The following is a 24,366-nucleotide window of genomic DNA, read 5'->3' as shown; positions in this document are numbered from 1 at the left end:
GGCTGATGCCGGCCGGGTTCGCACAGGTCAGGCTCCACAGAGGACCCGAAACGGAGGTGGCGATGACTGATCGGGACGCGCGGTGGCTGGCCGCGACCATGCACACGGCGTTCTTCCTGCTGCTGGTCGCGTCGATCGTGCGCTTCCTCGACCACCATCACGGCGAACCGGCCGCGCCCTGGGTGATCGCGCTGACCGGCTGCCTCGCCGCGGTCTACGCGGTCGGCCTGGTGCTGCGGGTGACCGGGCCGGAGCGGGTGACCGTGCCGTATCTGGCCTGGCTGACCGTCGTGACCGTGCTGTGGGTGGTGCTCGTGCTGCTCGCGCCGAGTTTCGCGTGGTGTGCGGTCCCGCTGTTCGTCACCGGCCTCCGCACGCTGCCCACCGGGCCCGCGTTAGTGCTGGTGACGCTGGTGACCGCGCTGGTGGTGCTCTCCCAGAACCGGCTTTCGACCGGCTTCGACCCGAACCTGACCATCGTGCCGGTCGCCGTCGCCGCCGTGACCGCCGCGGTGATCACGTATCTGCGGCGGCAGGCGGTGCGGCTGCGGGAAACCGAGCGCCGCGCGGGAATGCTGGACGAACGGCAACGGCTGTCCCGCGAGATCCACGACGCACTGGCGCAAGGACTGTCCAGCCAGGCGATGCTGCTGCAAGCGGCCGACCGGGCGTGGGCCGACCCGGATCTGGCGCGTGAGCATTTGCATGCGGCGCAACAGATCGGCACGCGAAATCTGGCCGAAGCCCGCGGTCTCGTGCAAGACCTGGCTCCCGCCGATCTCGACGGGCACTCGGTCGAAGAAGCGCTGCGAAACGTCGCCGAACGCGAACCGCGGCCGGTGCGCGTCCAGGTCGACGGGCCCGCGCGGCCGCTGCCGAGCCGGGTGCAGTCCACTTTGGTGCGGATCGCGCAGGGCGCGCTGGCCAACGCGCGCGAACACGCCGACGCGTCGGGAGTGGCGCTCACCCTCACCTACCTCGACGATGAGGTCGTGCTGGACATCACCGACGACGGCCGGGGTTTCGACCCGGCCGCCCCGAGCGCCGACGGCCGCGGGCACGGCCTGCCCGCCATGCGCGCGCGGGCGGCGCAGCTCGGCGGCCGGTTGACCGTCGAATCCGCGCCCGGGCAGGGCACCGCCATCTCGGCGGCGATTCCGTTGGGACCAAACCATGTCTGACGAGCAGCCCATCCGCGTCGTGCTCTGCGACGACCACGCCATGGTCCGGGCCGGACTGCGGGCGTTGCTGGCCGGCGCCGGCGGGATCGAGGTCGTCGGCGAGGCGGCGACCGGGCAGGAGGCGATCAATCTCGCGGCCGCGTTGCGCCCGGATGTGGTTCTGATGGATTTGCAGCTGGGCGACGGAATGGACGGCGTGGAGGCGATCCGGAGGCTGCGTGCGACTCAGACGCCGCCGCGAGTGCTGGTGCTGACTACCTACGACACCGACGCCGACATCACGCGCTCTATCGAGGCCGGTGCCACTGGGTATTTGCTGAAGGCCGAGTCCGCCGACGAGTTGTACGCGGCGATCCGGTCGGCCGCGGCGGGACGGACAGCGTTGTCGCCGCCGGTGGCCGACCGGATGATGGCCCAGTTGCGTGCGCCGCGGCCGACGCTCACCGACCGCGAACGGGACATTCTCGAACAGCTCGCGCAGGGGTTGGGGAATCGGGAGATCGCGCGACGGCTGTTCATCAGCGAGGCGACCGTGAAGACGCATCTAGGGCGGATCTACGAGAAACTCGGGGTGGACACCCGATCCGGCGCGGTCGCCGTCGCCAAGGAACAGCGTTTGCTGTCGTGAGCTCCGGGTGGGGTCACGAGGTCTTCGGCGTGGCCCGCATTCCAATGTAGACACACGGGCTGCCGTCGGCGAGCTTCGCGAACACCACCGGCACCGGGTTCGCGCCGAAGGATTCCCCGCAAGCGGCGAACACCGTCTCGGTTACCGGCACCAGTTCCGCTTCCAACGGCGGCGACAGGTCCTTCATCCCGTCCACGAACTCGTACCGGATCCGCGCTTCGCCGTCATCAGCCCGGCTGATCGTGGTGATCACGCCTTCCCGCACGTACGTCCCGACCAGCGGCGTGATATCCACTGCGGGCGGGTCGGCCGGCGGCGCGAACGGCTCTGGCATCTCAACGCCGGCCAGTTCGCCGAGCAGTTCGCTGAACAGGTCGTGGTACAGCCGGTCGAAGTCGCCGCCGTTGGTCAGCAGCACGACCGCCACTCCGGCGTGCGGCACCACCCGCAGGAACGAATGCTGCGCGACCGAGCTGCCGTCATGTCCGAACCCGGCGACACCGTTCCAGTCGTAGAGCGTCCACCCGAGACCCCAGCCATCGGCGGAAACCGTCCACTTGTCCGGGCTGTCCACCACCCGGCGCTGCATCAGCGCGACCGCGTCGCCGGACAGCACGCGCGTGCCGTCGGCAGCGACGCCGCCGTCCAGGTGCATCTTCGCGAAGCGCGCGACGTCGCCCGCGGAGATGATGACGCGGCCGTACGGCCCGGCCGAACGCGGCATCAAATCCCAGGCGGCCGTGGGTTCCTCGCCGAGGTGGCTCATCGCGACGCGGAAGCGCAAAGCTTCCTCGGGCAGCGTCATCGAGTGCTCCAGCCCGAGCGGGGTGAACAGCAGGTCTTTCACCGCCTGGTCCCACGTCTTGCCGGTCACGACCTCGATGACCCGGCCCAGCACGGCGTACCCGACGCTGCTGTAGGACAGCGCGGTGCCGGGCGGGCAGTCCAGCGCTACCCCGGCGGCGGCCTCGACGTAGCGGGCGAGGCAGTCGTCGCCGCGGCCGGAGTCGTAGGTGAAGTCGCAGGTCAGGCCGCCGGTGTGGCTGAGCAGCTGCCGGACGGTGATCTTCTCGGTGGCGACCGGGTCCGGCGTGGCGAATTCCGGCAGCAGCTGGACGATCGGGGTGTCGAGGTCCAGCGCGCCCGCGTCGACCAGGTTCAGCACGACGGTCGCGGTGTAGGTCTTCGCGAGCGAGCCGGACAGGAACACCGAGTCGGTGGTGACCTCGACGCCGGTCCCTCGGTGCAGGACCCCGCTCGCGAGTTCGTGCACCTGTCCGTCGGCCAGTACGGCCAGCGAGGCGCCCGGGACGCCGTGTGCGGCGCGCAGAGTGTCGAACCGCTGCTGCCAGTGATCGTGGTTGAAGGACATCAGTTCTCCCCAGTGAGATATTTCGGGCAGGATGAAATCGCCTGACGGGTTCGCCAGGCGCGTGGTGAAGCCGGATTTACTCGCGGTGCAAGGCTTCGCGCCGTGCCCGCCATTCGACGGCGAGCTCCGGCATCCGCTCGGCGAGGAACTTCGTGAACTCCGCCAGCTCTTCCAGCCGGGCCCGCCGTTCAGCGGGCTGGCCGGTCATCGCCTCCAGCCCTCGGTGCGCCAGCGCGCCGAGCGAGGCGTACTCGGACTGGTTGTCGAGCAGGCGCAGCCACACGTCCGGAGCGAGCCGCACGCGGTCGACCCGTTCCCCGGCCGTTCGCGTGCGCTGGATCCAGGACCACTCTTCGAGTTCGCTGATCGCGCTGGTCACCGCACTGCGGCTGGCCCGCAGCGCGCTCGCGAGCCCGGCGATCGTCTGCTGCTGCGGATCGCAGAGCAGCAGCCAGCCGATCACCCGTCCGGTCATCGGCGTCATGCCGTACTGCCGCGCGAAGTGGCGGCCGGCGTCGTCGGCGAACGCGAGTTCCCAGTCCTCGTCCATGCGGCTCAAGTTAGCGTAATGACTGAGATAACGCAAATCTCCGTCATTTCAGGTTCGCGGCTCCTTGCGCGCCACCCCGGCGAGCAGCAGCGACTCGTTGGCCGCGCAGAGGGGGAGGGGCTGGTCGTTCGGGCCGGCCTCCTCCGGATGCCACAGCGGGGTCCAGGTGACGCCGGGTTCGAGCAGGGCGAAGTCCCCGAACAGGCCGGTGATCTCGGCCCGGCCGCGGTAGAGGAGATCGGTGCCCGCCTCGGCGTACCGCTCCTTGGCGTCGGCGAGCAGCTGCTCGCAGTGCGGCGGGACGCCCTCGTCGGTGACGTGGGACAGCGCCAGGTACGACCCGGGAACGAGGAGATCGCGGTAAGCGGCGACGAAGCCGGGCCCGAGGTCTTCGGTGCTGCCGCTGTCCGGGGCGGGCGGCTGCCCGAAATGCAGGACCGAGATGAGCAGCAGCGCGATCGGCTGGTCGAGGTCGATGACGCCCGATCCGGCCAGCAGGGACCGCAGCCGCGGCGGGTCGCGCAGGTCGGCGTGGAGGGCGACGTGCCGGGCGGGATCGCCGTGGTCCCGCAGCAGGCTGGTGGAATGCGCGACGGCGACCGGTTCGCAGTCGACGTACGCGACATTCACCTTTCCGGGGGCGATCTGCTCGGCGATTTCGTGCGCGTGCCCCATCGTGGGAACTCCGGAACCGAGGTCGACGATTTGCCGTATTCCTTTGCGTACCAGATGCCGGACCGTCCGGTGCAGAAACCGGCGGTTGGCCCGGGCGATCGGGCGCACCATCGGATAATCGCGCAGCATGCGTTCGGCGAACTGCCGGTCGATTTCCCAGTTGGCGGTTCCGCCGAGGTAGTAGTCGTAGACGCGGGCCACGCCGGGTCGGCTGAGGTCGATCCCCTGCGGCGGAAAGGACTCTTGCTCCAGGCCAGTCACCAGCTTCTCCTCGTGGTCGACGGCGCGGGATCAGCGTAGCCGCTCTCCGGGCCGCCGGGGAGCGGGCGTACGGGTGCTGATCAGATCCGCTTCGGCCTCTTCGAGCAGAATTGCCGATTCCTCCGCCGAAAGGGCGACACTCGAAAGGGATTCCCACGATTGCAGATCGGTGTCGTAGGTTTCGGAGTCGTTCATGAACGTCTGGACGCCATTCGACGTTTCGGCGAAGGAACGGTCGAGCTTGTTGTTGGCGAACTGCAAAATCGTGAAATCGGGGCCGACGTGCAGCGGGCCTTTGTCGAACGGCACGAACCGGATCGTCGCCCCGGGATGGTTGCGGGCGAGGCCGAGCAGATGCCGGACCTGGCCGAGCGCGACGTACGGGTTGTCCGTGCGCGCCCGCGTCAGCCGGTGGACCGCGCTTTCGCTGAGGATGAACTTGTACGTCCGGTCCGGGTAGTCGTCGAGGAGCTTGGCCCGCAGCTTGCGTTCGTGCACGGCGTCGGTCACGTCGGTGCGGCCGTAGGCCTGGAACTGCTCCATCATGTAGTCCTCGGTCTGGAGCATTCCGCTGATGCGCTCGCCGGTCCACTTCAGGACGATCGCGGCTTCCTGCTCCGCCTCGAACACCGGATGGAACCAGGCCGGGCTGGCCGCGAGGCGGCGGGCGTTCCACACCCGGTCGGCCCGGGAGGCCAGGTTGTACTGCCGCATCGTCGCCGCCTCGGCGGGGCCGACCTCGAGGACGTCGATCCACTTGTCGAGCAGATGCGGGTGGACACGGGTCTTGCCCCGCTCCATCTTGCTGATGTTCGGCTGCGTGTAGCCGAGCGCGTCGCCGAGTTCGCCCTGGGTCAGCCCGCGTTCGACCCGGGCGGCGACGAGAAGTCTGCCCAGCTCGACAAGCTGGACCTCAACGGAAAGCCGGCTCACGAGGGGTGAGCCGTCCGATCGGGGGAGGAGGAGATACCGTTGCCGGGCACGAAATCACTGTAGTCCTCGCATTACGCCCGGCCAAGACGGGCGGGCTCGCCCGGTCGTTCCGGGGCGCGCTTCGAACGGGGGGACCGGGATGACGATCTGTCAGCGGTCGAACTGCCCCTCGCGCAACGCGCCGGCGAAGGCCGCCCATTCCCGGTTGTCGAAGACGAGCGCGGGGGAACGGCCGATCTTGGAATCCCGCACCGCGACGAGGTCGGGATCGCTCAGATTGACTTCGACGCAGTCCCCGCCGTTGCCGCCGCACGCCGAGGGCCGCTGCCAGGCGGTGGCGTCGAGCGAAGAACTCACGGTGTCCGGATCGTAAGAACTCATGGTTTCTTCCTTGTCAAGCCGTCGTCTTTTTCTGGCATATTCAAACTCAGGATCGAGGATGGAATATGCTGAAGCAAGGCGCGGACTTGCATTATCCCGAAATGGGCCGATAGGTTCACCTGTTTGGCGTCGGGACGGTTTTCTCGCGGTGATCGGGGGAGCGGGCTCTGTCCTGTTCCTGGCCGGTATTTGTCCAGTGCGGCAGTGTTATTGGCTGATCGGCAGCTTTCCGGCGAGCCGTGGCCGGGGCGCCGGAAGCCGCGGCGGCGCGGTATGTAAGAATATTCTGGCTTGTCCCGGAAGGCATGCATATTCCAGTCGGCAGATGCCTTTGGGTGAGCGATGAGCGGAGGACTTCGCGTCGGGTTGGCTGAATGCCAATATTTCCCAGCGGTCCGGTTTCTGCGAGAAAATCACTGGTCAGGGCTCTCGAGGGGGTCAGGCGGCGCTGCTGACGCCGTTCTTCGTGTTCCGTTTCCGTCAATCGCATGCTATCACTCTTGTGAGTGATGAAAAGTGGTTCCCGGTGCGCTACAAAACGCCGCGGACATCCAGGTTTCTGGGCGTTTTGTCCCGTGTCCTTGTCCGCGCGCACGGAGCGTGACTCGAACGTTTATCCAGGTGGGTGCAGGTAGGCACCTGATTGGACGCGCGCGAACCGGAGTTCGGCCGGGGGGTTCGTTTTCGCCGAAGTTCGCGGAAGTGCCGGGCTGAACCGACGGACTGATATTGCGCACGGTAGTTCGTCGTGTCTCTTTACCGTTAATCGACAGCTGGATGCCGCTCGGCGAGACGACCGTCAGTGGCTATCGAGGTCTGTGGGCGCTCGTGGCCAAGATGGGAACTATCGAACCGGGTCGCGCGCCCGGGGAGATAGATGTGGCCCCCTGCGCGAACAGGGGGCCACGGAAATGTCTGAAACCCTCTTCTAGGCAAGGAAACAGACGCCATGACTCTACCGCTGGAGAACACCGGCCCGCTAGACGACGACCGCGCCGGACGGGTGGAACGCGTCGAATTCGGCGCGGCCGTCGCACCGGCCCGCGGCGGGCGGCGGATCGCCACCCGCGACGAGATGCTGGCCGCCGCAACGAAAGTCTTCGCCCGCCGAGGTCCGGGCCGGCACCGCAAGCCGGTCGCGAGGGGCCGGTGGTTGTGCGCGGCGTCCGGGGCGCTGGAGTGGCTGACGCCGGGGTTGTGGGCTTGTCTGCAGGTGGCCTTCGTCGCGAGCGTGATCAGCGCGGTGGTGCTGCTGATCAGCCCGGTGGTCGGGGTCGCGGTCGCCGGGCTGGTGCTGATCTGCAGCGCGGTGCTGTTCAACCAGGCGCGGCCCGGCCATCGCCGGTAGCGGATTCCTGCATGCCGCCGTGCACGACGAAAACCTGACCGTTGATGGCGTCCGCGTCCGGCGAGGCGAGGAATGCGACAAACGGAGCGGATTTTCCGTGCCAGCAGCTGATCTCCGCTACAGTGGAGGCCGTGCCGGAGTTCCAGCTGCCGCTCTACGGAGCCGACCGCGATCGTGGCGACCTCGCTCCCTGAGTCGTCCCGTTTTCTGCCTCCGTCGCCTCTTTCTCTTTTCAGGGAGCCTCCTCATGCCTGGCGAAAGCCTGCGCGCGTTCATTCACGCCCTGCCCAAAGCCGAACTGCACGTCCACCTCGTCGGATCCGCCAGCGTCGACACGGTTCTCGCTCTGGCCCGGCGGCATCCGGAAGCCGGCGTGCCCGCGGATCGCGCTGCGCTGGAACAGTTTTTCGGGTTCCGCGACTTCGACCATTTCCTCAAGGTCTACTGGGCGGTGCAGTCGATGCTGAAGGACCGCGACGACATCCGCACGCTCGTGATCGGCCTGGCCGCGGAACTCGCCCGCCAGAACGTCCGCTACGCCGAAGTGACCGTCACGCCCTATAACCACCTCCTCGACGGCCTGCCCGGCGACGAACTGCTCGCCGGGCTCGTCGAAGGCCGCGCCGTCGCGAAGGCGGAGCATGGCGTGGAATTGGCCTGGTGCTTCGACATTCCCGGGGAGAAGGGCGTCCGCGCCGGACGGGAGACCGCGGTGTTCGCGCTGCGGGAACGTCCGGACGGACTGGTCAGCTTCGGCCTCGGAGGCCCGGAAATCGGCGTCGGCCGGGCACAATTCGAGCCGTTCTTCACCGCCGCGCGCGAGGCGGGCCTGCACAGCGTGCCGCACGCCGGGGAAACGAGCGGCCCGGCGACCATCTGGTCGGCGGTGCACGACCTCGGCGCGGAACGAATCGGCCACGGCACCAGCTGCGCGACGAACCCGGCGCTGCTGGCCTACCTCGCCGAACACCGCATCCCGCTCGAAGTGTGCCCGACGTCGAACGTCCGGACCCGCCAGGTGCCCTCGATCGCGGCACCTCCGGTCCGGCGCATGCTCGACCACGGGCTCGTCGTCACCCTCAACACCGACGACCCGCCGATGTTCGGCGCGACCTTGGAAGGCGAGTACCTGGAGGTCGCGACGACACTCGGCCTGCGGACGGCGGAGGTGGCTGCACTGGCGAGGAACGCGGTGCGGGCGTCGTTCTTGGGGGAAGCGGGTAAGGCGGAGATGCTGGCCGAGATTGACTTGGTGGCGCGGGAAGCTCACGCAGAAGCGCGACTGAGTTAGCGAATCGCCCCGGGAATCGGCCGCTCACCACGAACAGCGCAGCGTGCCGAAGCTCTAGAAAGTTCACCCGGTAAGGTGACGACCGTTGTCCACAGCCAGGGAGCAGGGTATGACGGCTGTCCACGCCGACATCGATTCGACAGTGCCGGAAGAGGACCGCCGGAAGCGGGCCCTGCCGACGGTGCTCGCGTCGCTCGGACTCCTCGTCGTGTTCCTCGTCGGCGCGTGGGCGGCCTGGTTCTTCACCATCGACGACGCTTTCATCAGCTTCCGCTACTCCGCGAACCTCGCGGACGGGCACGGTCCGGTGTGGAATCTGCAGGGCCAGCCGGTCGAGGGCTTCACGAACTTCGCCTGGGTCGTGTGGGGCGCGCTGGGCTCGGTGCTCGGCTTCGCGCTGCCGTTGTTCACGAAGCTGACCTCGCTGGTGCTCGGGCTCGCCACGCTGGCGATGCTCCTGCGCGAAGGGCACCGCCGCGCCGGGATGCTGGGCCTGCTCGTCGGGGCCGGCGCGTACGTCGTGTTCCTCCCGACCTACTTCCACATCACCGGCGGCCTCGAAACCGCCGCGTTCGCCGCCGTGCTGCTGCGAATCGTCGTGCTCGGGCTCCGTGTGCTCGACGGGACGCGGGTGCGCGCGTGGGAGCCGCCCGCGCTGCTGGTCCTGCTCGGCATGATCCGCCCGGAGGGCGCGCTGGCCGCGCTGCCGGTCCTCCTGTGGTGGCTGGTGCGCCAGCGCGGCCGGGCACAGTGGCTGTGGACGGCGGCCGCCGCGCTGGTCGGCGCGGGCTATTTCGGTTGGCGCTGGCAGTTTTACGGACAGCTGCTGCCGAACACCTTCTACGTGAAGTTCGGCAACCTCTCGCTCGGCTGGATCTGGACGAAGCACACGACGCTGGTCCTTCTGCCGTTGCTGCTGCTGACTCTCTCGCTGTTGTTCCGCCGGGCAACGCGCGCGGTTGGCGTACTACTGGTCGTGACTGTTGGTGTCACGTATGTGACGTATGCGGTCTCCGGCCCGACGATGGACTATCTGGACCGCTTCGCGGACCACGCGGTGCCGGTGCTGTGCCTGGGCGCCGCGCTGGCCGTCGGGACGCTGGGCAGCCGCGTAGTCGGCTCGGTTCTGGGCGCGGTCGCTGTCGGCTGGTCCGCGTGGGCGGGCGCGACGGCACCGGATCTTGGCGCGATCACCAACTACGGGCCGGACCTGCAGCGTGCGCACATCGCGATCGGCAAGGGCCTCGCGAAGGCGGAAGTCCCGGCCGCGAACCGCACTCTCGCGGTGACCGACGCGGGCGCAATCCCGTACTTCAGCGGCTGGGAATCGATCGACTACATCGGCCTGAACGACCGCGCGATCGCCCACGGAGCCGACCCGACCGACGTGGTCGCGAGCGCCCGCCCGACGGTAGTCGTGGTGACCTCCGCCGACCCGGAGCCGACCGCGGGACGGTACGGCTTCGACCTGGCCCGCGGCACTGCCGGATACGTGCGGGTCAACTCCGTGCAGCTGCGCGAGGGTTACTGGCAGGTGGTGTACGCGCTGCCGCAGTACGCGGGGACGGTGGGCTCGCACGTCCAGGAGGCGGTCACGCAGGCCGCGCCGGCTAATGATCCTGGGCAGCCGCAGGATACGGTCGAACGCTGGCTGAACCGGTTGCGGCGGCAGTTGCCGTTCTGACCGGCTCCGGCCCGCTGACCTGCCGAAGCAAGGTCAACGCCTCCTCCGAAGCCGACCCGGCCGGCGTCGTGCACACGATCAGCACCTGCTCCGGCGACCGGGCCACCGACAGCGTCTGCTGCGTCACCGTCACCCGGCCGACCACTGGGTGCCGCAGTTCGTACGAGTCGGCGTCGCACGGGCTGACCCGGTGATCCCGCCACAGCGAGACGAACTCGGGGCTCTTCATCGTCAGCTCGCCGATCAGCTCGGCCAGCAGCGGGTCGTCCGGGTGTTTCCCGACGGTGATGCGCAGGTTGCCGACCACCGCGCGGGCCTTGCGTTTCCAGTCCGCGTACAGCTCGCGGCAGTGCGGGTCCAGGAACAGCATCCGGCTCAGGTTGGGGCGTTGGGCCAGGTCCAGGTGCCCGGCCAGCAGTGCGTGGCCGAGGGCGTTCCACGCCAGCACGTCCGTCCGGCGGCCCAGTACCAGTGCCGGGACGCCGTCGACCGCGCGGAGGAGGTCGCGCGTTTCGTCGGCCAGCTTCTCCGGGCGCGGGCGGCGCGGCTGGGGCGTGCGCCGCGCTGCCTCGGCGAGGCGGTCGAGGTGGGCGCGTTCGTGGGCGTCCAGCTGCAGGGCGCGCGCGATCGCGTCGAGCACCTCGGCTGACGCGCCGCGGGAAAGTCCCTGCTCCAGCCGCGTGTAGTACGAGACGCTGACGCCGGCCAGGTGTGCCAGCTCCTCCCGGCGCAGGCCAGCGACCCGACGGCGCGGTCCGACGTCCGCCAGTCCGACGTCGGAGGGGCGCAGCCGGGCTCGTCGGGCGTGCAGGAAGTCTCCTAACGGGCCAGCGGTCATGGATTCCACTATCCGCCGCGTGAGATATCACTGCCACACCCTGTGCGGGGTAGGAAAACGCGGGAGTGGTCCGGGCGCGTCGACGCGCCGAGGCTCGGTCGTATGGACGAGATCATTCTGGGCGACGTCACGGTCACCCGCGTCAAGGAGTTCTACGGGACGGTCGAAATGAGCCCGGACCAGTTCTTCCCGGACAGCCCGGCGGGCTCGTGGGACGAGCACCGCGGCTGGCTGGCCCCCGATTTCTGGAATCCGGAGACCGGCGAATGCCAGTCGGCGATCCAGTCCTGGCTGCTGCGCAGCGAGGGCCGCACGATCCTCGTCGACACCGGCGTCGGCAACCACAAGGAGCGGCCGTACGCGCCGGTGTGGAGCCGCCTCGACACCAGCTACCTCGATCACCTCGCCGCCGCTGGTATCTCACCCGAGGACGTTGATGTCGTCATCAACACCCACTTGCATATCGATCACGTCGGCTGGAATACCCGCCTCGACGGGCGTTCCTGGGTGCCGACCTTCCCGAACGCCACGTACCTTATGCCGTTGCGGGACTTCGAGTTCTGGGACCCGGCCAACGAAAACGAGACCGTGTTCGGCCGGGGGAACCAGAACGTCTTCGAGGACAGCGTCGCTCCGGTGCGGGAAGCCGGCCAGGCCCAGCTGTGGGACGGGACGTACCAGATCGACAAGAACCTGCGCCTCGAACTCGCGCCCGGGCACACTCCCGGTTCGTCCGTCCTGAAGCTGGATTCCGGCGGCGACCGGGCGTTGTTCGTCGGCGACCTGGTGCACACCCCGTTGCAGATCGCGGAGCCGGAGACCAACTCCTGTTTCTGCGAGGACCCGGCGCAGGCGCGGGCGACCCGGCGCACGCTGCTCGGCCGGGCCGCCGAGGACAACGCGCTCTTGTTCCCGGCGCACTTCCCCGGTTCGGGCGCGGCGGAGGTCGAGCGGGACGGATCGAAGTTCGCGATCAAGAAGTGGGCCGGGCTCTCCCGGATCTCCTGAAAGGAGTGATTCCTATGTCCCAGCGGCAGAATCCAGTCGTCGAGACCGCGGCCGGCGCTGTCCGCGGCCTTCGTGCCGCGGCGGGTGAGCTCTACCGGGCCATTCCCTACGCCGCCGCTCCGGCCGGTCCTGGCCGGTTCGCTCCGCCCGAGCCGCATCCGGGATGGTCCGGAGTCCGCGACGGCACCCAGCCGTCGCCGACCGCCCCGCAGCCCGTCCGCGACTTCGGCCGTCTCGACCTGACCCCGTACTTCGGGCCGGGCTGGGTTCCTGGCGAGGAATACCTGACGGTCGACGTTCGTACGCCAGCCGCGGATTCTGGCAGCCGTCCGGTCATGGTCTTCGTGCACGGCGGCGGGTTCGTCACCGGGTCGACCCGCGCCGCGCTCTACGACGGCAGGGCCTTCGCCCGTGACCGCATCGTCCTGGTGACGGTGAACTACCGTCTCGGCATTCCGGGCTTCCTCGCCCTGGAAGGAGCGCCGGACAATCGCGGACTGCTCGACGTCCTCGCCGCGCTCCGGTGGGTGCGCGATTCGATCGCCGCGTTCGGCGGGGATCCGGGGAACGTCACGGTGTTCGGGCAATCCGCGGGGGCGACGCTCACCGGTGCGCTGCTCGCGACCCCGGACGCCAACGGGTTGTTCCGGCGCGCGATTGTCCAAAGTGGAAGCGGCACGGGAGCGTTCACTCCGGAGCAGGCGCAGCGGGTCACCGCGGCTGCGGCCGCTGCGCTGGGCGTCGAACCGACCGCAGCGGCGTTCGCTGAGATCTCAGACGAGCGGTTCTTGGATATCTTGCCCGCGCTGGCCGGGCTGGACCTGCGCACCGACACGGCGGCGGACCCGCTGGCCGGGCTCAGCCCGTTCAGCCTGATCCTGCCGGTACAGCCCGCTGACAGCTTGGTGGGCGACGTCGACCTGCTGATCGGCACGAACACTGAGGAGGGACGGCTTTACGTGGTGCCGCAAGGCAAACCGGACGACGCCGCCGATCAGTTGGGCGAGGCGTTGTTCGGAACCGGCACCACTCGTATGGCACGAGCGCACGCTGAGATCTCAGCTGGTCGCACTTATGTCTATTCGTTCGGTTATCGCTCCACCGCTCTGGACGGCAGGCTCGGGGCCGCGCACACCGTCGAGCTGCCGTTCGTCTTCGATCTCGCCGACGAACCCTGGCTGCACGGCGACACCGGCTTGCTCGGTCCGGACGCCGCTCCGGCCGGTCTCGCGGCGGAGGTGCACGCCGCCTGGGTCGCGTTCGCACGGGATGGGAAGCCGGGCTGGGCGGCGTATGACCCGCAGCGGCCTGAGGCGCATCGCTTCGGCGGCTGACACTCACCGAGCCGCCCGAAGCGCGGCCTGATAGCTCCCTGGAGTCTGGCCGAGGATCGCGGCGAAGGTTTCGATGAAGCTGGTCGGGTTGGCCCATCCGCACCGCAGCGCAGTGTCGGTGACCGAACGGCCCTGCCCGAGATAGACCAACGCGTGCTGAATGCGCAGCTGTGAGCGCCACTGCGAGAAGCTCATCCCCAGCTCGCCGCGGAACAGCCGGCTCAGCGTCCGCTCGCTGGCCCCCACAGCCCGGCCGAGTTCGCCCAAGGTGGCGGTCTCGGCCGGGTTTTCGCGCGGGAGATCGGTGACCGCGCGGAGCCGGTCGTCGGCTGGCTCGGGCAGGTACACCGACTGCTCGGGGAGTTCGGTCAGCTCGTCGACCAGCACCCGGAGCAGCCGGTCGCCGACGTCCGGGCGCAGGGTCGCGCCGCCGGTCAGTTTCAAGACCGCGGCCCGCAGCAGTGCCGAGACGGTGAACACGGTTGGCGCGGCGGGGAGCGCGGAGCACAGCTCGGCGGGCACCTCGAGGATGCTGATCTCGGTCTCGCCGTAGGCGCGGTGGCCGTGCTCGAAGCGGGGCGGCGTCCACGAGATGCGGTCCGCCGGCGCGACCCACGTGCCCCGTTCGGTGGTCGTGGCCAGCAGCCCGCTCGCCGCGTACAGCAGCTGTCCTTGGGCATGCCGATGCGCGGCGACCCCATCCCCGTGGGCCAGCGACCAGCGGCCCTGGATGGGATCGTCGCCCGACCAGCAGAGGTGGCGGCGGTTCGGCATCGGTTCCCAGGATACCGGAAAACGGCCAGGTGGTGATCTTGGCGGGATACCGGTATCCGCTGTCCGGCGGACGGTGGCAGCGGGTTCTCCTCCGGGCGATCCTGGCTAGACGAGCCTGGTGCCTGGGAGATGCCTTGTGACAGAAGAAATCCGAGCCGCCGACCGGCAGGCGATCACCGACCTGATGACCGGCTGGATCCATCGCGACCGAGAGAATTGGGACGCCTTGGCGAACCTGTTCCACGACGACGCGACCCTGACGATCCTGTGGTTTTCCGGACCGGCCAGGGACTTTGTCGAAGGATCGCGCGGGATGAGCGGCGGTCCGTTGCGCAGCAAGCACTTCATCGGTTCGCCAGTCGTCGAGGCCGCCGGTGATCGCGCCCTCGTGGAGACCAACGCGATGCTCGTCGCCGACCACCTCGAACTGGGGATCGGCGTGACTGTCCACAATAGATTCCTTGACTGGGTCGAACGGCGCGGCGGCACCTGGCGCATCACGCGTCGCGATTCCGTCTACGACATGGGCGGTTTCACCTACCCCTACGGAGTCCGACCCACCGACGACCTCGACCCGCGACGGCATCCACGCGAGTACGCCGCGTTGGCATATCTGTTGGAGCGCAGCGGACATCAGGTTCCTGACACCTGCCCGACCCGCTTCAGCAAACGCGAACAAGAGATCTTGGAAGAAGGCCACGCCTGGTTGACGGGAGTTTCCGCATGACTGACCTCCATCGCCCGCTTCGCGACCCAGTCGTCCACGCGGTCATCGACAAGCTCGTTGCCGCACAACAATATCCGGCGGACGACCCGCGCTCCGGCCTCGAACGTGACCCGCACGAATACAGCGAATACGGCTTCTCGATCTCTCCGGAGCAAGGCGACCTGATTTATCTGTTGTGCAGGGGAATCCGCGCTACCCGGACTGTCGAATTCGCCACCTCGGTCGGCATGTCGACGCTCTACGCCGCAGCCGCGGTGCGCGACAACGGGGGAGGCACGGTGATCGGCGCGGAGCTGGTCCCGGCCAAAATCGCTGCCGCCCGGCAGAACCTCGCCGAGGCCGGGCTGGCTGATTACGCCGAAATCCGCGAAGGCGACGCCCGGGTCACGTTGCGCGATCTCGGCGGCGAGGTCGACTTCGCCCTGATCGACGGGTGGCTGGGCGCTGAACCGTCGCTGGCCCGCGAGGTCATCGAGTTCGTCGCGCCGCAGATCCGGATCGGCGGTTACGTCATGAACGACAACGCCGAACCCGATTTCCTGGCCTACGTCCGCGATCCGGCCAACGGATTCGTGTCGGTCTCGCTGCCTTTGCACGGCGGTACGGAACTGTGCGTCAAGGTCGCCGAGCGGCAGGGACGTTAGCCGCCGCGGTCACGAGTCCGCCGGGCCGATCTCCAACGGCGCGGCGGACCCGCTGGCGAGTTGCTGCCGCTGGGTGACGGCGTGGTCGAGCTGCCGCGCCAAATGCGGAACGTTCGCCGAGGTCAGGTACGTCTCCGCGCCCGCGTCGAGCAGCCGCCGGACCGGCCCGTGGTAGCTGACGCCCAGCTCCGCGTCCTCGACCTCGGCGAGGACGACCCGGGCCTTCGGGAACTTCGCACGGAGACTCCCGATCAGCTGCGGGCTGACCGGCGGCACGAGCAGGACGTCGGCGGTGGTCGGCGCCGAGTGCAGGTCCAGCACGAGGTAGTCCGAGCCGAGTTCGGCCGACAGCGACATCCGGGCCGAGGCCGACAGCTTCATCGCGGTGGCGACCACCGTGACGTCGTCGTAGTCCGTCCGCGGAGGCTCGGGCCGGAAGCCGGTGCCGGAGATCGTCGCGACGGGGTCTCCGTCCCTGGTGAGGACCAGGTTTTCGCCAGGACCGAGCGCGTCTATGCGGGCCACGACGTCCTCGGGAAGACGGCCGACGTCAATGTGGCGCCCGGTCATGATTCGTCCAGGCCCAGCGGCTCGAAGCGTACGGCGGGCACCCGCTGTGGCGTCGTCATGGAACTCGATCATCCCACAACAACGGCGCCGCTGTCCGGTCCTTGGCGGAAGCGACGGGTGATGGCGATTTTTCGCCAGCGTTACCGGCGCTGCTGTTCTTACGCTCGGCCCGTGCATTCAGATATCACGCCGCGCCTTCGCGGCTCGGTCGTAGGATTCGTCTCCCTCTCTGCCGCATTGGGCACCGCGGCCATCTACCCGTTGCAGCCCGCGATCGCCGAGGTCTCCGGCGCGCTCGGCACGTCGCTCGGCGCGGTCGGTGTCGCGCTCGCCTGCGGCCCGGTCGGCTACTTGTGCGGACTCGCGTTGCTGGTGCCGCTCGTCGACCAGTTCCCGCCGCGCTACGTTCTGTCCGCGCAATTCGGCGCGCTCGCCGTCGCGCTGGGGCTGAACGCGATCGTCGGACAGGTGTGGCTGCTCGGGCTGGTGCTCGGCGTGCTCGGCGCGTGTTCGTCGGTCGGCGCCGGATTGAGTTCGGTGACTGCCCGGCTGGCGAGCCCGGATCGGCGCGCTACCGCGCTGGGGATCGTCACCGCTGGTATCTCAGCGGGGATCCTCGCCGGACGCATCGTCGGCGGCTGGCTGGCCGACCTCATCGGCTGGCGAGCGATGCTGGGCGTTTTCGCCGCCGCGAGCGCGGTTGTCGCGGTGGCGGTGCTGCTGGTGCTTCCCTCGGTGTCCGGTGCGAACAATCGTGGCTACCTCGCCACTTTGCGCTCGATTCCCGGGCTGTACCTGCGATACTCCGCGCTTCGGCTCGCCGCGGTCCGGGGCACGCTCTGGTTCTTCGCGTTCTGCGCGGTGTGGTCCGGAATCGCGGTCGCGCTGTCGAAGCCGCCCTTTTCGTATTCCGCCGAACGCATCGGGCTGTACGCGTTCGCTGGAATTCTGGGAATGCTCGCTACGCGAATCGCCGGTGTCTGGACCGATCGCGTGGGTGCCCGCCGGGTCATCCTCTGCGGCCTGAGCCTGGCTGGCCTCGCCAGCACGGTGCTCGCCGTCGCATTGCCGAGCACGGTGTCGACCTTGGTCTGCCTGGCCCTGTTCGACGCCGGGCTTTTCTCCGCCCAGGTCGCGAACCAGAGCACCGTCCTGGCGATCGAGCCGAGCGCGCCAGCACGGTTCAACAGTGCCTACATGGTCGTCTATTTCGCTGGTGGAAGCCTCGGAACCGCCTTCGGCGCGACGGCGGCCGAGCGGATCGGCTGGCCGCTGACCACGCTCGTCACCGCAGCGGTGATCGTGGCCGCCGCGGTCGTCACCCTGCTCGCTCGCACGCAGCACACCGAAACCGGATCTCTGCCGGACGCCGCAGAATCGGTTACGACGCGGAGCTAGGAACGAATCCCGCGCGCCACACGTCGGATCGTCGTATCCGCACCGTGCGCCGCGAAAGGACTTCTTGGTGAACGACGACTGGCCCGAGCAGGTCGACGGCTGGGAACTCGCCCGGCACGATCGCGTCGAGGCTTACCGCAGACGCTTGGCCAACAATGTCACGGTCACCGCGACCTGGGACGACGGTCCCGGCACCGGCCGGGTTGAGGCATACGTCGAACCGGCCGGAATCGGGCGGACGTTAAGCCAGAGCCGCAAGGACTTCCGGGACAAGGAAGCGTTCTGGACCGCCGCGTATTCCGTGGTCGAGATGGCGGCGAACCTGCCGTCGCTGGGGCAGGGCAACGAAAGTCCCGCCGAACTAGTGCTGTTCGGCGACGTCGCGGGGACCGTCGAAGCCGAACCGGGCAGCGCCGGGGTTCCGGAAGCGGAGCTGACGTTCACGCTGGTCGACGGCCGCAGCGTGGCCCTGCGCATGTCCGACGAGCAGGCGTTCGACCTCTGCCGCCGCATCGACCGGCTTGAGGACCATGTGTGGTCCGAAGAACGATCCGAAGAACGAGAAGAGGCTGAGGACGTCCTTCCGGTAGCCATTGCCGAGGTGCCGGATACGACGGGGATCCAGTCGAGCCCGGACACCGGCCACGACGTGGTTTCTCTTCTGGACACGCAGTTCGGGGTCGCCGAGGACCACCTCATGGCTCATGTCGACTGGTCGGCCGTGATCGTCGTCGGCGAACCCGCCGTCAGCTCGCTGATCGAGCGCGGCGACGAGCTGGCCGCGGCGATGGGACCGCGCTGGTATCCCACCGCCGTCGACCGGCCAGGGGAGCGGTGGGTCGTGCTGCGTCGTGCTTCGAGCTGACGCTTATTGCCCTGGGCGCAGGTAGGTCAGGGTGTGGTGGGAGACCTGCCGTCCGGCGTCGTCGGTGACTGTCGCGGTGCCGTAGATCGTCCTGCGTCCCGTCCGGGTCAAGGACGATTCGCAGGTCAGGTCGGACCGCGCGGCCCCGAGGAACGCGGTGGTCATGTTCACCGTGACGGCCGGTTCCTCGGGGCCGATCACGGACAGGATCGCGATCCAGCAGGTGACGTCGGCGAGCGTCATGGCGCAACCGCCCTGCAAAACGTCGCCGGGACGGAAAAACTCCGGCCGGGCCGGCAAGGAGAGAGTCGCGGCGCCCGGGTCGACGGCCTTCACCGTGAAACCCCACCACGGCCCGAACGGGCTGCTGTCGATGATCTCCTGAGCCCGCACTGTGTCCACGTCCAGAAACATAACATGATTAGGTATGTGGATGCGGCGAACGAACGAGGAACGCTCCCGGACCACCCGGCACGACCTGGTCGAGGCTGCGCGCCGGCTCTTCGCCGAGCAGGGGTACGCGGGTACTTCGCTGGCCCAGATCGCCACCGCGGCCGGGATCACCACGGGCGCGGTCTACCACCACTGGGAGAACAAGCAGGAGCTGTTCCACGCCGTGGTCGAGCAGGTGCACGCCGATCTGCACCGGGTGCTGCGGTCTCGATCCGGCGGCACGGGAGCGCCGTCCGACCGGCTCAAGGCCTCCGGCTCGATCTTTCTCCGCCGGTGCGCGGACCCGGCCGTGGGACGGATCCTCCTGGTCGACGGCCCGTCCGCGCTGGGCCAGGAACGGTGGCGGACCCTGGACGAACAGTGGTGGCGCGAGCCGACTGTCGCACTGCTGCGCGAGGCGGGCAGTTCTGGCGGCGGGGTCGAGGAGCTCGCGGTCGCTTTGCTGGGTTCGCTGACCGCGTTGGGGCAGGAGATCGCGAACGATCCGGGACCGGCGCGGATTCGGCGGTGCCAACAGGTGTATCGGACGCTGGTGGACGCGGTATCAGCTCAGGCGAATTGAACTCCGCTCCCGCTGATCACAGGAGGCGAGCTGTTGCCTCGCTGCAAGGGATGACGCGCAGCGACAACGTGGCCGTCTGCCTGGAAGCTGTCGCCCACCTGGGCGTGTCGGTTGCTAGCTCGCCAGATCGGCGTTGGGGTTCGTCACGTAGAATCTCCGCCCATGGCCGAGGTTGATCATGAATACGACATCGCTGTTTCATTCAGTGGCAGACAGCGCGAATACGTCGAAAGGGTAGTTCGGGGTTGCCAGGAGCGTGGTGTCAAGGTCTTCTACGACCAGGACGAAACTGTCCGCTTGTGGGGAACTGATGTGATACCTCAATTACGGCGGGTCTACGGTGGTGTCGCCGCACGGTATGTCGTGCCGTTTCTGTCGCGAGACTACCTGGCTGGCCCGTACCCGATGGACGAGTTCTCAGCGGCGATGAGAGCCGACGTCGAGCGCGGCGGCGGTTATATTCTTCCTGTTCTGATGGACGACGTAGCGGTTCCGCCGGAGGTTCTGAACCCTGCGGTTGTCTATATTCGGGCAGACGGGCAAAGGCCTGACCGGCTCGCTGAGACTATCGCGGAGAAGGTTGGCGTGGCTCGGAGTCGGCGCCAAGAGCCTCGCGACGTCAGTCAGGTCGTCGAGGACGCCGTCGAAGTCAGGCTGCCGCGTATCGCCCCGAACAGCTTCAGTGCGCAAGCGACGCTCGATGCCGCGCTGAGCCGGATTGGAGAACTATTTACGCAAAAAGTTGGCACCTTGGAGAGCTACGGTTTCCATTGCAGTGTGTGCAGCTCTGAAACTGCGGTAAAAGTGCTCGTTGAAGAGCGTGGAAAACCCGTTTGCGAACTGGTTCTTCGAGATGGTGGGAGTGGCTGGAGCGGTCGGCTCGTATTGAGTTTCGCTTGGCCACGTGTCAATGGTGATTCCGTCAACGGGTTTGTGTCCGCGGCGTGGGACTCCAATACGAGTCGGGCGAAGCTCGAGTTGAACGACTTGAGTCTGTTCGGAATGGGAAGTCCGTCGAAACCACTGCTGACTTATGACGAGCTCTTTGTTCATCTGTGGGAAAAGATCGTGAGTTTCATTGAGCGGCGGGTCTGACCTGGCCGCTAGCCTCTTGGCGACCGTTCGGTTGGGGCCGTGGGAAGTAGCTGCCAGCAAGCGGAGATTCAACGAAGGTCGACTGTCTGCGACGTTTGACGATGTCATCGCGCCGCGTGCGAAGGCCTCGGGCAGCGACTATCCGGCGCGACTGTCGACCGCGGCGCGGGGAGCGGCAACGACGACGTGTTCTCCGAGCGGTCTGGGGCCTCAGTTCGACCAACATTGCTCGATCTGCAGGTCTCAGCTGCGGAAGTCTTACGTAGTTCCAGGGCGGCCAGTTCGGCCTCTGCATCCTTACGAAGCTGCGAAAAGAAGCGCAGTACGCACCGCTTCCTCAATGTGCGCGCTCGCCGTCCCGCCGTGCTGTAATGCGTCCTGGGCCAGTTTTTCCAAGCCTCCGAACAGGATCAGCGCGCGGGTCCGGGACAGCGGAGAGCCGCCGGATTCCCGGAATTCGTCGCCGGCCGAGATGGTGCGGACGACGTTGACGTAGGCGTCGTGATTCAAGCCGGAGGTGATCGGGGCGTCCACCAGCGGCACGTCGCGGAGGTAGCTCAGCATGATCGAGGGCCGGGCGTCGACGACGCCGATCCACGCTGTGACGAGCTGACGGATTTGCGTCTGCCAGGGCGCGGTGCGGTCGACCGCGGCGGATACCTGCGCGGATCCGGTCTCGGCCGCTTCCGCGAGCAAGGCGAGCAGACAGGCTTCCTTGGAATCGAAATGCTCGTAGAAGCCGCGGCGGGAGGTGTGCGCCCGGCCGACGAGGTCGCCGATCGTGATCTTCGGGAACCGTTTCTCCGCCAGCAAAGACTCCAGCGCGCCGGTGAAGCGGCTCCGGTAGGCGCCGGGGCGCTCGACGGGCGTTTCCGGATCAGCAGCGCGTGACACCGCGCGGGTCCTTCCTGTCCGCGGTTACCCCGCGATTCTACCAGCCTGCGAGCGGGCGGTATTGCGAAACGGGCGGGGTATCCGGGAAATGCGGGGGAGGAAAGAGCGGGGTGGCATTTGGCGGCGCTGGTTGGTCTGGGTGGCAGTAAAGTGGGCGACGCTCCGGCAGTTGCTACGCCATCTCAGTGACAACACGGAGAGACGTTTGGCGGATTGCGGGCACGTTCGGTAGTATTTTGTGACAGCGTCAGATTGGGGAGTCGAGCGCTAGGGGGATCCAGGTGTTTTCACCGCTCTTTTTCGCGCCGCGCATGAGACGCGGCGTTCTGTGACGAAGTAGCTATCGCCGCAGGTCGGCGGGTTTGCGGCGACTGTGCGTTCGTGCCTGCCCGCCGGGATTCTTGCCCGCCCTGGGTGCGCACCTGAATTTTCCGCTCAGGCGCGGAACAGTCTGCTCCGGGGTAAAGCGGGAAAGAATGGGGCCTGCTTCTCCGAAGATCGCCAGAGCGGCTTCGCTCGCGGTCGTCAGGTCCGCCGGAGATCGTTTCGGTCGTGAATGCTTAATCGGCCCGGCAGGCGGCGCGGACGGCGCCTGGAAGGGCTGCTACTCGAATTACCGTCCCAACGCGTGATCATGGTCTGACGTTCCGGGCATGATCACCACGATGCGGTGCCGGGCCAATGGCGTCCCGGTGCCGCGTCTCCACCGCGGAAAGCAAGCATCAGCGACGAGAGCGAGCGGTCACTGGAGCCGAAGCACCGCCTGCTCCACCGAAGCGCACCCCGGCTCGTCGATCGGCGGCAAGATATCCGCCGGCTCCGCGCACACCCCGCGGATCACGTCCGCCACCCGCAGCAGCAGCCCGAGCCGGGGGTGATGCGGAGGCCAAGCGATCCCGATCTCCCGCGGCGACACGATCTCGCTCAGCGAGAACCGCGTGACGCCGGGATGGCGTTGCCCGAGCGCCAGTTGCGGCACGATCGAGTAGCCGACATCCGCGGCGACCAGCGGTTCGACGACGTGGATCTTGTCGGTGTCGAAGACCCAGTTCGGCTCGATGCCCTGGCGGCGGAGTTCGGCGGCGACCTCCATCTGTTCGCTGGTCAGGCACACCATCGGCAGGCCGCGCAGGTCCGCCGGCCGGATCCGGGGCACCGAGGCCAGCGGGGCGTCGCGGGGGGCGAGCAGGATGAACGGGTCGCTGAACAGTTCCAGGCCGTGCGCTTCCCCGCTTTGCAAGGGGAAGATCACGAACGCGATGTCGATTTCGCCGAAGCGCAGCAGTTCCTGCAAGCGGACGTCGTCGTCGACCTCGATGGGTTTGATGCGGCACGGGATGTGCTGTGTGCGCATCGCGGCCAGCACGAGCGGCATCACCCGCACCGCGATGCTCGAGAACACGCCGATCCGGACGGTCGGTTCGCGGCCGTCCCGCATGTCCTGGATGTGCCTCGTCGCGGTGCGGAGGATGACCTGCACTTGTTCGGCGGCGTTGACCAGGGCGATCCCGGCGTCGGTGAGCCGCACCTGTCGTTGCCCGGACATCCGGCGGACCAGCACGACGCCGAGCCGGCGTTCGATGGACGCGATGCGCTGGCTCACCGCGGGCTGGCTGCAGCCGAGCGCTACCGCGGCCGCCGCGAAGGAGCCCTCGTTGGCGACCGCGTAAAGCGCTCTCAGCTGGAGCAGCGTGAGGCGGCCGCCGTCGGACCAGATCGCGTCGAGCACCACCCGGCCGAGCCGGTTCCGTCGTTCCGCGCCGATCATGGGCTGGCCTCCTTGCCGGGTGTCTCCGGGAAACTCAGGGTTCCCGGAGCGGGCTCATCGGGTCCCTCCGGCGAGGCAGAACGCGGTGGCGAGATCGATCGTACTGGCCAGGTCGGCCAGATCCGCCACTTCGCCGGAGCTGTGCATGTGCCGGATAGGGATATTGATGACGCCGCAACGGATACCAGCGGCGACAGCTGCCATGGCATCGGCGTCGGAGCCGCTCTCGTCGCCGTAGGCTTCGATGGTGTAAGGGATTCCGAGTTCCTTGGCCAGCCTGCGCAGGCTGCGTGCCATGGGTTCGTCGGTGACGGCGCCGCGGCCGATGGCCGGGCCGGAGCCGAGCCGGTGGTCACCGGTTTTGTGTTCGATGCCGTCTTCCGGGATGTCGCTGGCGAAAGTGGTGTCGATCGCGAGCGCGTAATTCGGTTCCGTCGCGTAAACGGCGCCCATCGCGCCGTGGTAACTCGTTTCCTCGCGGACGCTGGCGACGACGGAGATCTCGGCGGTGACCGACGCCGCGGCTGCCGCGCGAGCCGCTTCGAGGACGGCCAAGGCGCCGAGCCGGTTGTCCAATGCCGGGGCGGCGATCCGGCCGTTGAGCAGCTGGACCGGGGACGCGCCGAACACCACGGGGTCGCCGACGGTGATCACCGATTGCGCGTCCGCCTTGCCGGTGGCGCCGATGTCGATCCACAGATCGGTCATTTTCGGCGTCGAATCCCCGTCGTTCAAATGCGGCGGCGCGGTCCCGATCACCCCGGGCACCCGGCCGTCCTCGGCGAGGACCACGACGTGCTGGCCGTACAGGATCGCGGCGTCCCAGCAGCCGATGCTGACCGCCCACAGCCGTCCGGCGTCGTCGATGTGGCTGACGCTCAGCCCGATTTCGTCGATGTGCCCGATCAACGTGATCCGCGGCGTGCTGCCCGGGTTCACCACCGCGTGCCCGCTGCCGAGCGGATCGACGTGCACGTCCGCGAATTCCCCCGCCAGTTCGACCCAGGCGCGCACCGGTTCTTCCTCGTAGCCGGAGGGCCCGCGCGCGGCGAGCAGCGGCAGGAGACGCCGGCGCAACGTGGCGGCGTCGGGCGCGTATCGCGAGGAACCGTCGGGGTTCGGCATGCCACTC

Annotated in this window: 25 protein-coding genes; 13 read left to right on the top strand and 12 right to left on the bottom strand. The window is 68.1% G+C overall.

Annotated features, from left to right (window positions below; translation table 11 throughout):
* The first annotated feature begins 62 nt into the window (after nt 1-62).
* Together ACZ7SW_RS10275 and ACZ7SW_RS10270 are read left to right on the top strand one after the other, a co-directional pair.
* The gene (locus tag ACZ7SW_RS10275) at nt 63-1,181 is read left to right on the top strand and encodes a sensor histidine kinase (RefSeq protein WP_470230093.1); all 1,119 of its coding nucleotides are present in this window, start codon (nt 63-65) and stop codon (nt 1,179-1,181) included.
* On the top strand, nt 1,174-1,809 hold the full coding sequence (locus ACZ7SW_RS10270; protein ID WP_470230092.1) for a response regulator: 636 nt from the start codon (nt 1,174-1,176) through the stop codon (nt 1,807-1,809). Before ACZ7SW_RS10275 ends, ACZ7SW_RS10270 begins: the two co-directional genes overlap by 8 nt.
* Before the next feature lie 13 nt (nt 1,810-1,822).
* Here ACZ7SW_RS10270 and ACZ7SW_RS10265 read toward each other — a convergent pair whose 3' ends face one another.
* From ACZ7SW_RS10265 to ACZ7SW_RS10245, 5 genes are all read right to left on the bottom strand, one after another.
* Nucleotides 1,823-3,181 (bottom strand): serine hydrolase domain-containing protein, encoded by a 1,359-nt coding sequence (locus ACZ7SW_RS10265; protein ID WP_470230091.1) that lies wholly within the window; start codon nt 3,179-3,181, stop codon nt 1,823-1,825.
* A 76-nt stretch (nt 3,182-3,257) separates the two neighbouring features.
* Nucleotides 3,258-3,731 (bottom strand): GbsR/MarR family transcriptional regulator, encoded by a 474-nt coding sequence (locus ACZ7SW_RS10260; RefSeq protein WP_470230090.1) that lies wholly within the window; start codon nt 3,729-3,731, stop codon nt 3,258-3,260.
* Nucleotides 3,732-3,779: 48 nt separating this feature from the next.
* Nucleotides 3,780-4,667 (bottom strand): SAM-dependent methyltransferase, encoded by an 888-nt coding sequence (locus ACZ7SW_RS10255; RefSeq protein WP_470230089.1) that lies wholly within the window; start codon nt 4,665-4,667, stop codon nt 3,780-3,782.
* A gap of 30 nt (nt 4,668-4,697) precedes the next feature.
* The gene (locus tag ACZ7SW_RS10250; protein WP_470230088.1) at nt 4,698-5,600 is read right to left on the bottom strand and encodes a Scr1 family TA system antitoxin-like transcriptional regulator; all 903 of its coding nucleotides are present in this window, start codon (nt 5,598-5,600) and stop codon (nt 4,698-4,700) included.
* Nucleotides 5,601-5,750: 150 nt separating this feature from the next.
* Nucleotides 5,751-5,981: a DUF397 domain-containing protein gene (locus tag ACZ7SW_RS10245; RefSeq protein ID WP_470230087.1), complete on the bottom strand. Its 231-nt coding sequence runs from the start codon at nt 5,979-5,981 to the stop codon at nt 5,751-5,753.
* A 949-nt stretch (nt 5,982-6,930) separates the two neighbouring features.
* Here ACZ7SW_RS10245 and ACZ7SW_RS10240 point away from each other — a divergent pair.
* From ACZ7SW_RS10240 to ACZ7SW_RS10230, 3 genes are all read left to right on the top strand, one after another.
* Nucleotides 6,931-7,329: a hypothetical protein gene (locus ACZ7SW_RS10240; protein ID WP_470230086.1), complete on the top strand. Its 399-nt coding sequence runs from the start codon at nt 6,931-6,933 to the stop codon at nt 7,327-7,329.
* A 247-nt stretch (nt 7,330-7,576) separates the two neighbouring features.
* On the top strand, nt 7,577-8,620 hold the full coding sequence (gene add / locus ACZ7SW_RS10235; protein ID WP_470230085.1) for an adenosine deaminase: 1,044 nt from the start codon (nt 7,577-7,579) through the stop codon (nt 8,618-8,620).
* A gap of 109 nt (nt 8,621-8,729) precedes the next feature.
* On the top strand, nt 8,730-10,304 hold the full coding sequence (locus tag ACZ7SW_RS10230; RefSeq protein WP_470230084.1) for a hypothetical protein: 1,575 nt from the start codon (nt 8,730-8,732) through the stop codon (nt 10,302-10,304).
* On the opposite strand, the gene ACZ7SW_RS10225 is transcribed toward ACZ7SW_RS10230, so the two are convergent.
* Nucleotides 10,231-11,142: a helix-turn-helix domain-containing protein gene (locus tag ACZ7SW_RS10225; RefSeq protein WP_470230083.1), complete on the bottom strand. Its 912-nt coding sequence runs from the start codon at nt 11,140-11,142 to the stop codon at nt 10,231-10,233. The two genes, ACZ7SW_RS10230 and ACZ7SW_RS10225, sit on opposite strands and share 74 nt — an antisense overlap.
* Nucleotides 11,143-11,244: 102 nt before the next feature.
* Here ACZ7SW_RS10225 and ACZ7SW_RS10220 point away from each other — a divergent pair, with 102 nt between their 5' ends.
* Nucleotides 11,245-12,150: an MBL fold metallo-hydrolase gene (locus ACZ7SW_RS10220; RefSeq protein ID WP_470230082.1), complete on the top strand. Its 906-nt coding sequence runs from the start codon at nt 11,245-11,247 to the stop codon at nt 12,148-12,150.
* A gap of 14 nt (nt 12,151-12,164) precedes the next feature.
* A complete protein-coding gene (locus tag ACZ7SW_RS10215) occupies nt 12,165-13,484 on the top strand; it encodes a carboxylesterase/lipase family protein (protein ID WP_470230081.1) in 1,320 nt (439 codons plus the stop codon).
* A 3-nt stretch (nt 13,485-13,487) separates the two neighbouring features.
* Here ACZ7SW_RS10215 and ACZ7SW_RS10210 read toward each other — a convergent pair whose 3' ends face one another.
* Entirely contained in the window at nt 13,488-14,258 is a 771-nt protein-coding gene (locus ACZ7SW_RS10210) for an AraC family transcriptional regulator (RefSeq protein ID WP_470230080.1), read from the bottom strand.
* Nucleotides 14,259-14,394: 136 nt separating this feature from the next.
* On the opposite strand from ACZ7SW_RS10210, the gene ACZ7SW_RS10205 reads away from it, so the two are divergent.
* Together ACZ7SW_RS10205 and ACZ7SW_RS10200 are read left to right on the top strand one after the other, a co-directional pair.
* A complete protein-coding gene (locus tag ACZ7SW_RS10205; RefSeq protein WP_470230079.1) occupies nt 14,395-14,985 on the top strand; it encodes a nuclear transport factor 2 family protein in 591 nt (196 codons plus the stop codon).
* Complete coding sequence (locus tag ACZ7SW_RS10200) at nt 14,982-15,629, top strand: O-methyltransferase (protein ID WP_470230078.1); 648 nt, start codon at nt 14,982-14,984, stop codon at nt 15,627-15,629. The genes ACZ7SW_RS10205 and ACZ7SW_RS10200 overlap by 4 nt, the downstream gene beginning before the upstream one ends.
* 9 nt (nt 15,630-15,638) lie before the next feature.
* Here ACZ7SW_RS10200 and ACZ7SW_RS10195 read toward each other — a convergent pair whose 3' ends face one another.
* Nucleotides 15,639-16,199 carry a hypothetical protein gene (locus ACZ7SW_RS10195; RefSeq protein ID WP_470230077.1) on the bottom strand — a complete coding sequence of 187 codons (561 nt, stop codon included), beginning with the start codon at nt 16,197-16,199 and terminating at the stop codon, nt 15,639-15,641.
* 171 nt (nt 16,200-16,370) lie between these two features.
* On the opposite strand from ACZ7SW_RS10195, the gene ACZ7SW_RS10190 reads away from it, so the two are divergent.
* Together ACZ7SW_RS10190 and ACZ7SW_RS10185 are read left to right on the top strand one after the other, a co-directional pair.
* Complete coding sequence (locus tag ACZ7SW_RS10190) at nt 16,371-17,597, top strand: MFS transporter (RefSeq protein ID WP_470230076.1); 1,227 nt, start codon at nt 16,371-16,373, stop codon at nt 17,595-17,597.
* 67 nt (nt 17,598-17,664) lie between these two features.
* Nucleotides 17,665-18,462, top strand: coding sequence for a hypothetical protein (locus tag ACZ7SW_RS10185; RefSeq protein WP_470230075.1), 798 nt, complete (start codon nt 17,665-17,667; stop codon nt 18,460-18,462).
* A 3-nt stretch (nt 18,463-18,465) separates the two neighbouring features.
* Here ACZ7SW_RS10185 and ACZ7SW_RS10180 read toward each other — a convergent pair whose 3' ends face one another.
* Nucleotides 18,466-18,864, bottom strand: coding sequence for a PaaI family thioesterase (locus tag ACZ7SW_RS10180; protein ID WP_470230074.1), 399 nt, complete (start codon nt 18,862-18,864; stop codon nt 18,466-18,468).
* A gap of 31 nt (nt 18,865-18,895) precedes the next feature.
* Here ACZ7SW_RS10180 and ACZ7SW_RS10175 point away from each other — a divergent pair, with 31 nt between their 5' ends.
* Together ACZ7SW_RS10175 and ACZ7SW_RS10170 are read left to right on the top strand one after the other, a co-directional pair.
* On the top strand, nt 18,896-19,477 hold the full coding sequence (locus ACZ7SW_RS10175) for a TetR/AcrR family transcriptional regulator (protein ID WP_470230073.1): 582 nt from the start codon (nt 18,896-18,898) through the stop codon (nt 19,475-19,477).
* Between the two features lie 162 nt (nt 19,478-19,639).
* Entirely contained in the window at nt 19,640-20,572 is a 933-nt protein-coding gene (locus tag ACZ7SW_RS10170) for a TIR domain-containing protein (protein ID WP_470230072.1), read from the top strand.
* Nucleotides 20,573-20,869: 297 nt separating this feature from the next.
* On the opposite strand, the gene ACZ7SW_RS10165 is transcribed toward ACZ7SW_RS10170, so the two are convergent.
* From ACZ7SW_RS10165 to ACZ7SW_RS10155, 3 genes are all read right to left on the bottom strand, one after another.
* Nucleotides 20,870-21,466 (bottom strand): TetR/AcrR family transcriptional regulator, encoded by a 597-nt coding sequence (locus ACZ7SW_RS10165; protein ID WP_470230071.1) that lies wholly within the window; start codon nt 21,464-21,466, stop codon nt 20,870-20,872.
* 742 nt (nt 21,467-22,208) lie between these two features.
* A complete protein-coding gene (locus tag ACZ7SW_RS10160; protein WP_470230070.1) occupies nt 22,209-23,234 on the bottom strand; it encodes a LysR family transcriptional regulator in 1,026 nt (341 codons plus the stop codon).
* A gap of 54 nt (nt 23,235-23,288) precedes the next feature.
* Nucleotides 23,289-24,359, bottom strand: a complete 1,071-nt coding sequence (locus tag ACZ7SW_RS10155) for a zinc-binding metallopeptidase family protein (protein WP_470230069.1) — start codon at nt 24,357-24,359, stop codon at nt 23,289-23,291.
* Nucleotides 24,360-24,366 lie beyond the last annotated feature (7 nt).

This window comes from Amycolatopsis sp. NPDC114484 (genome assembly GCF_055633755.1).
This window is presented reverse-complemented; position numbering and strand designations above follow the sequence as displayed.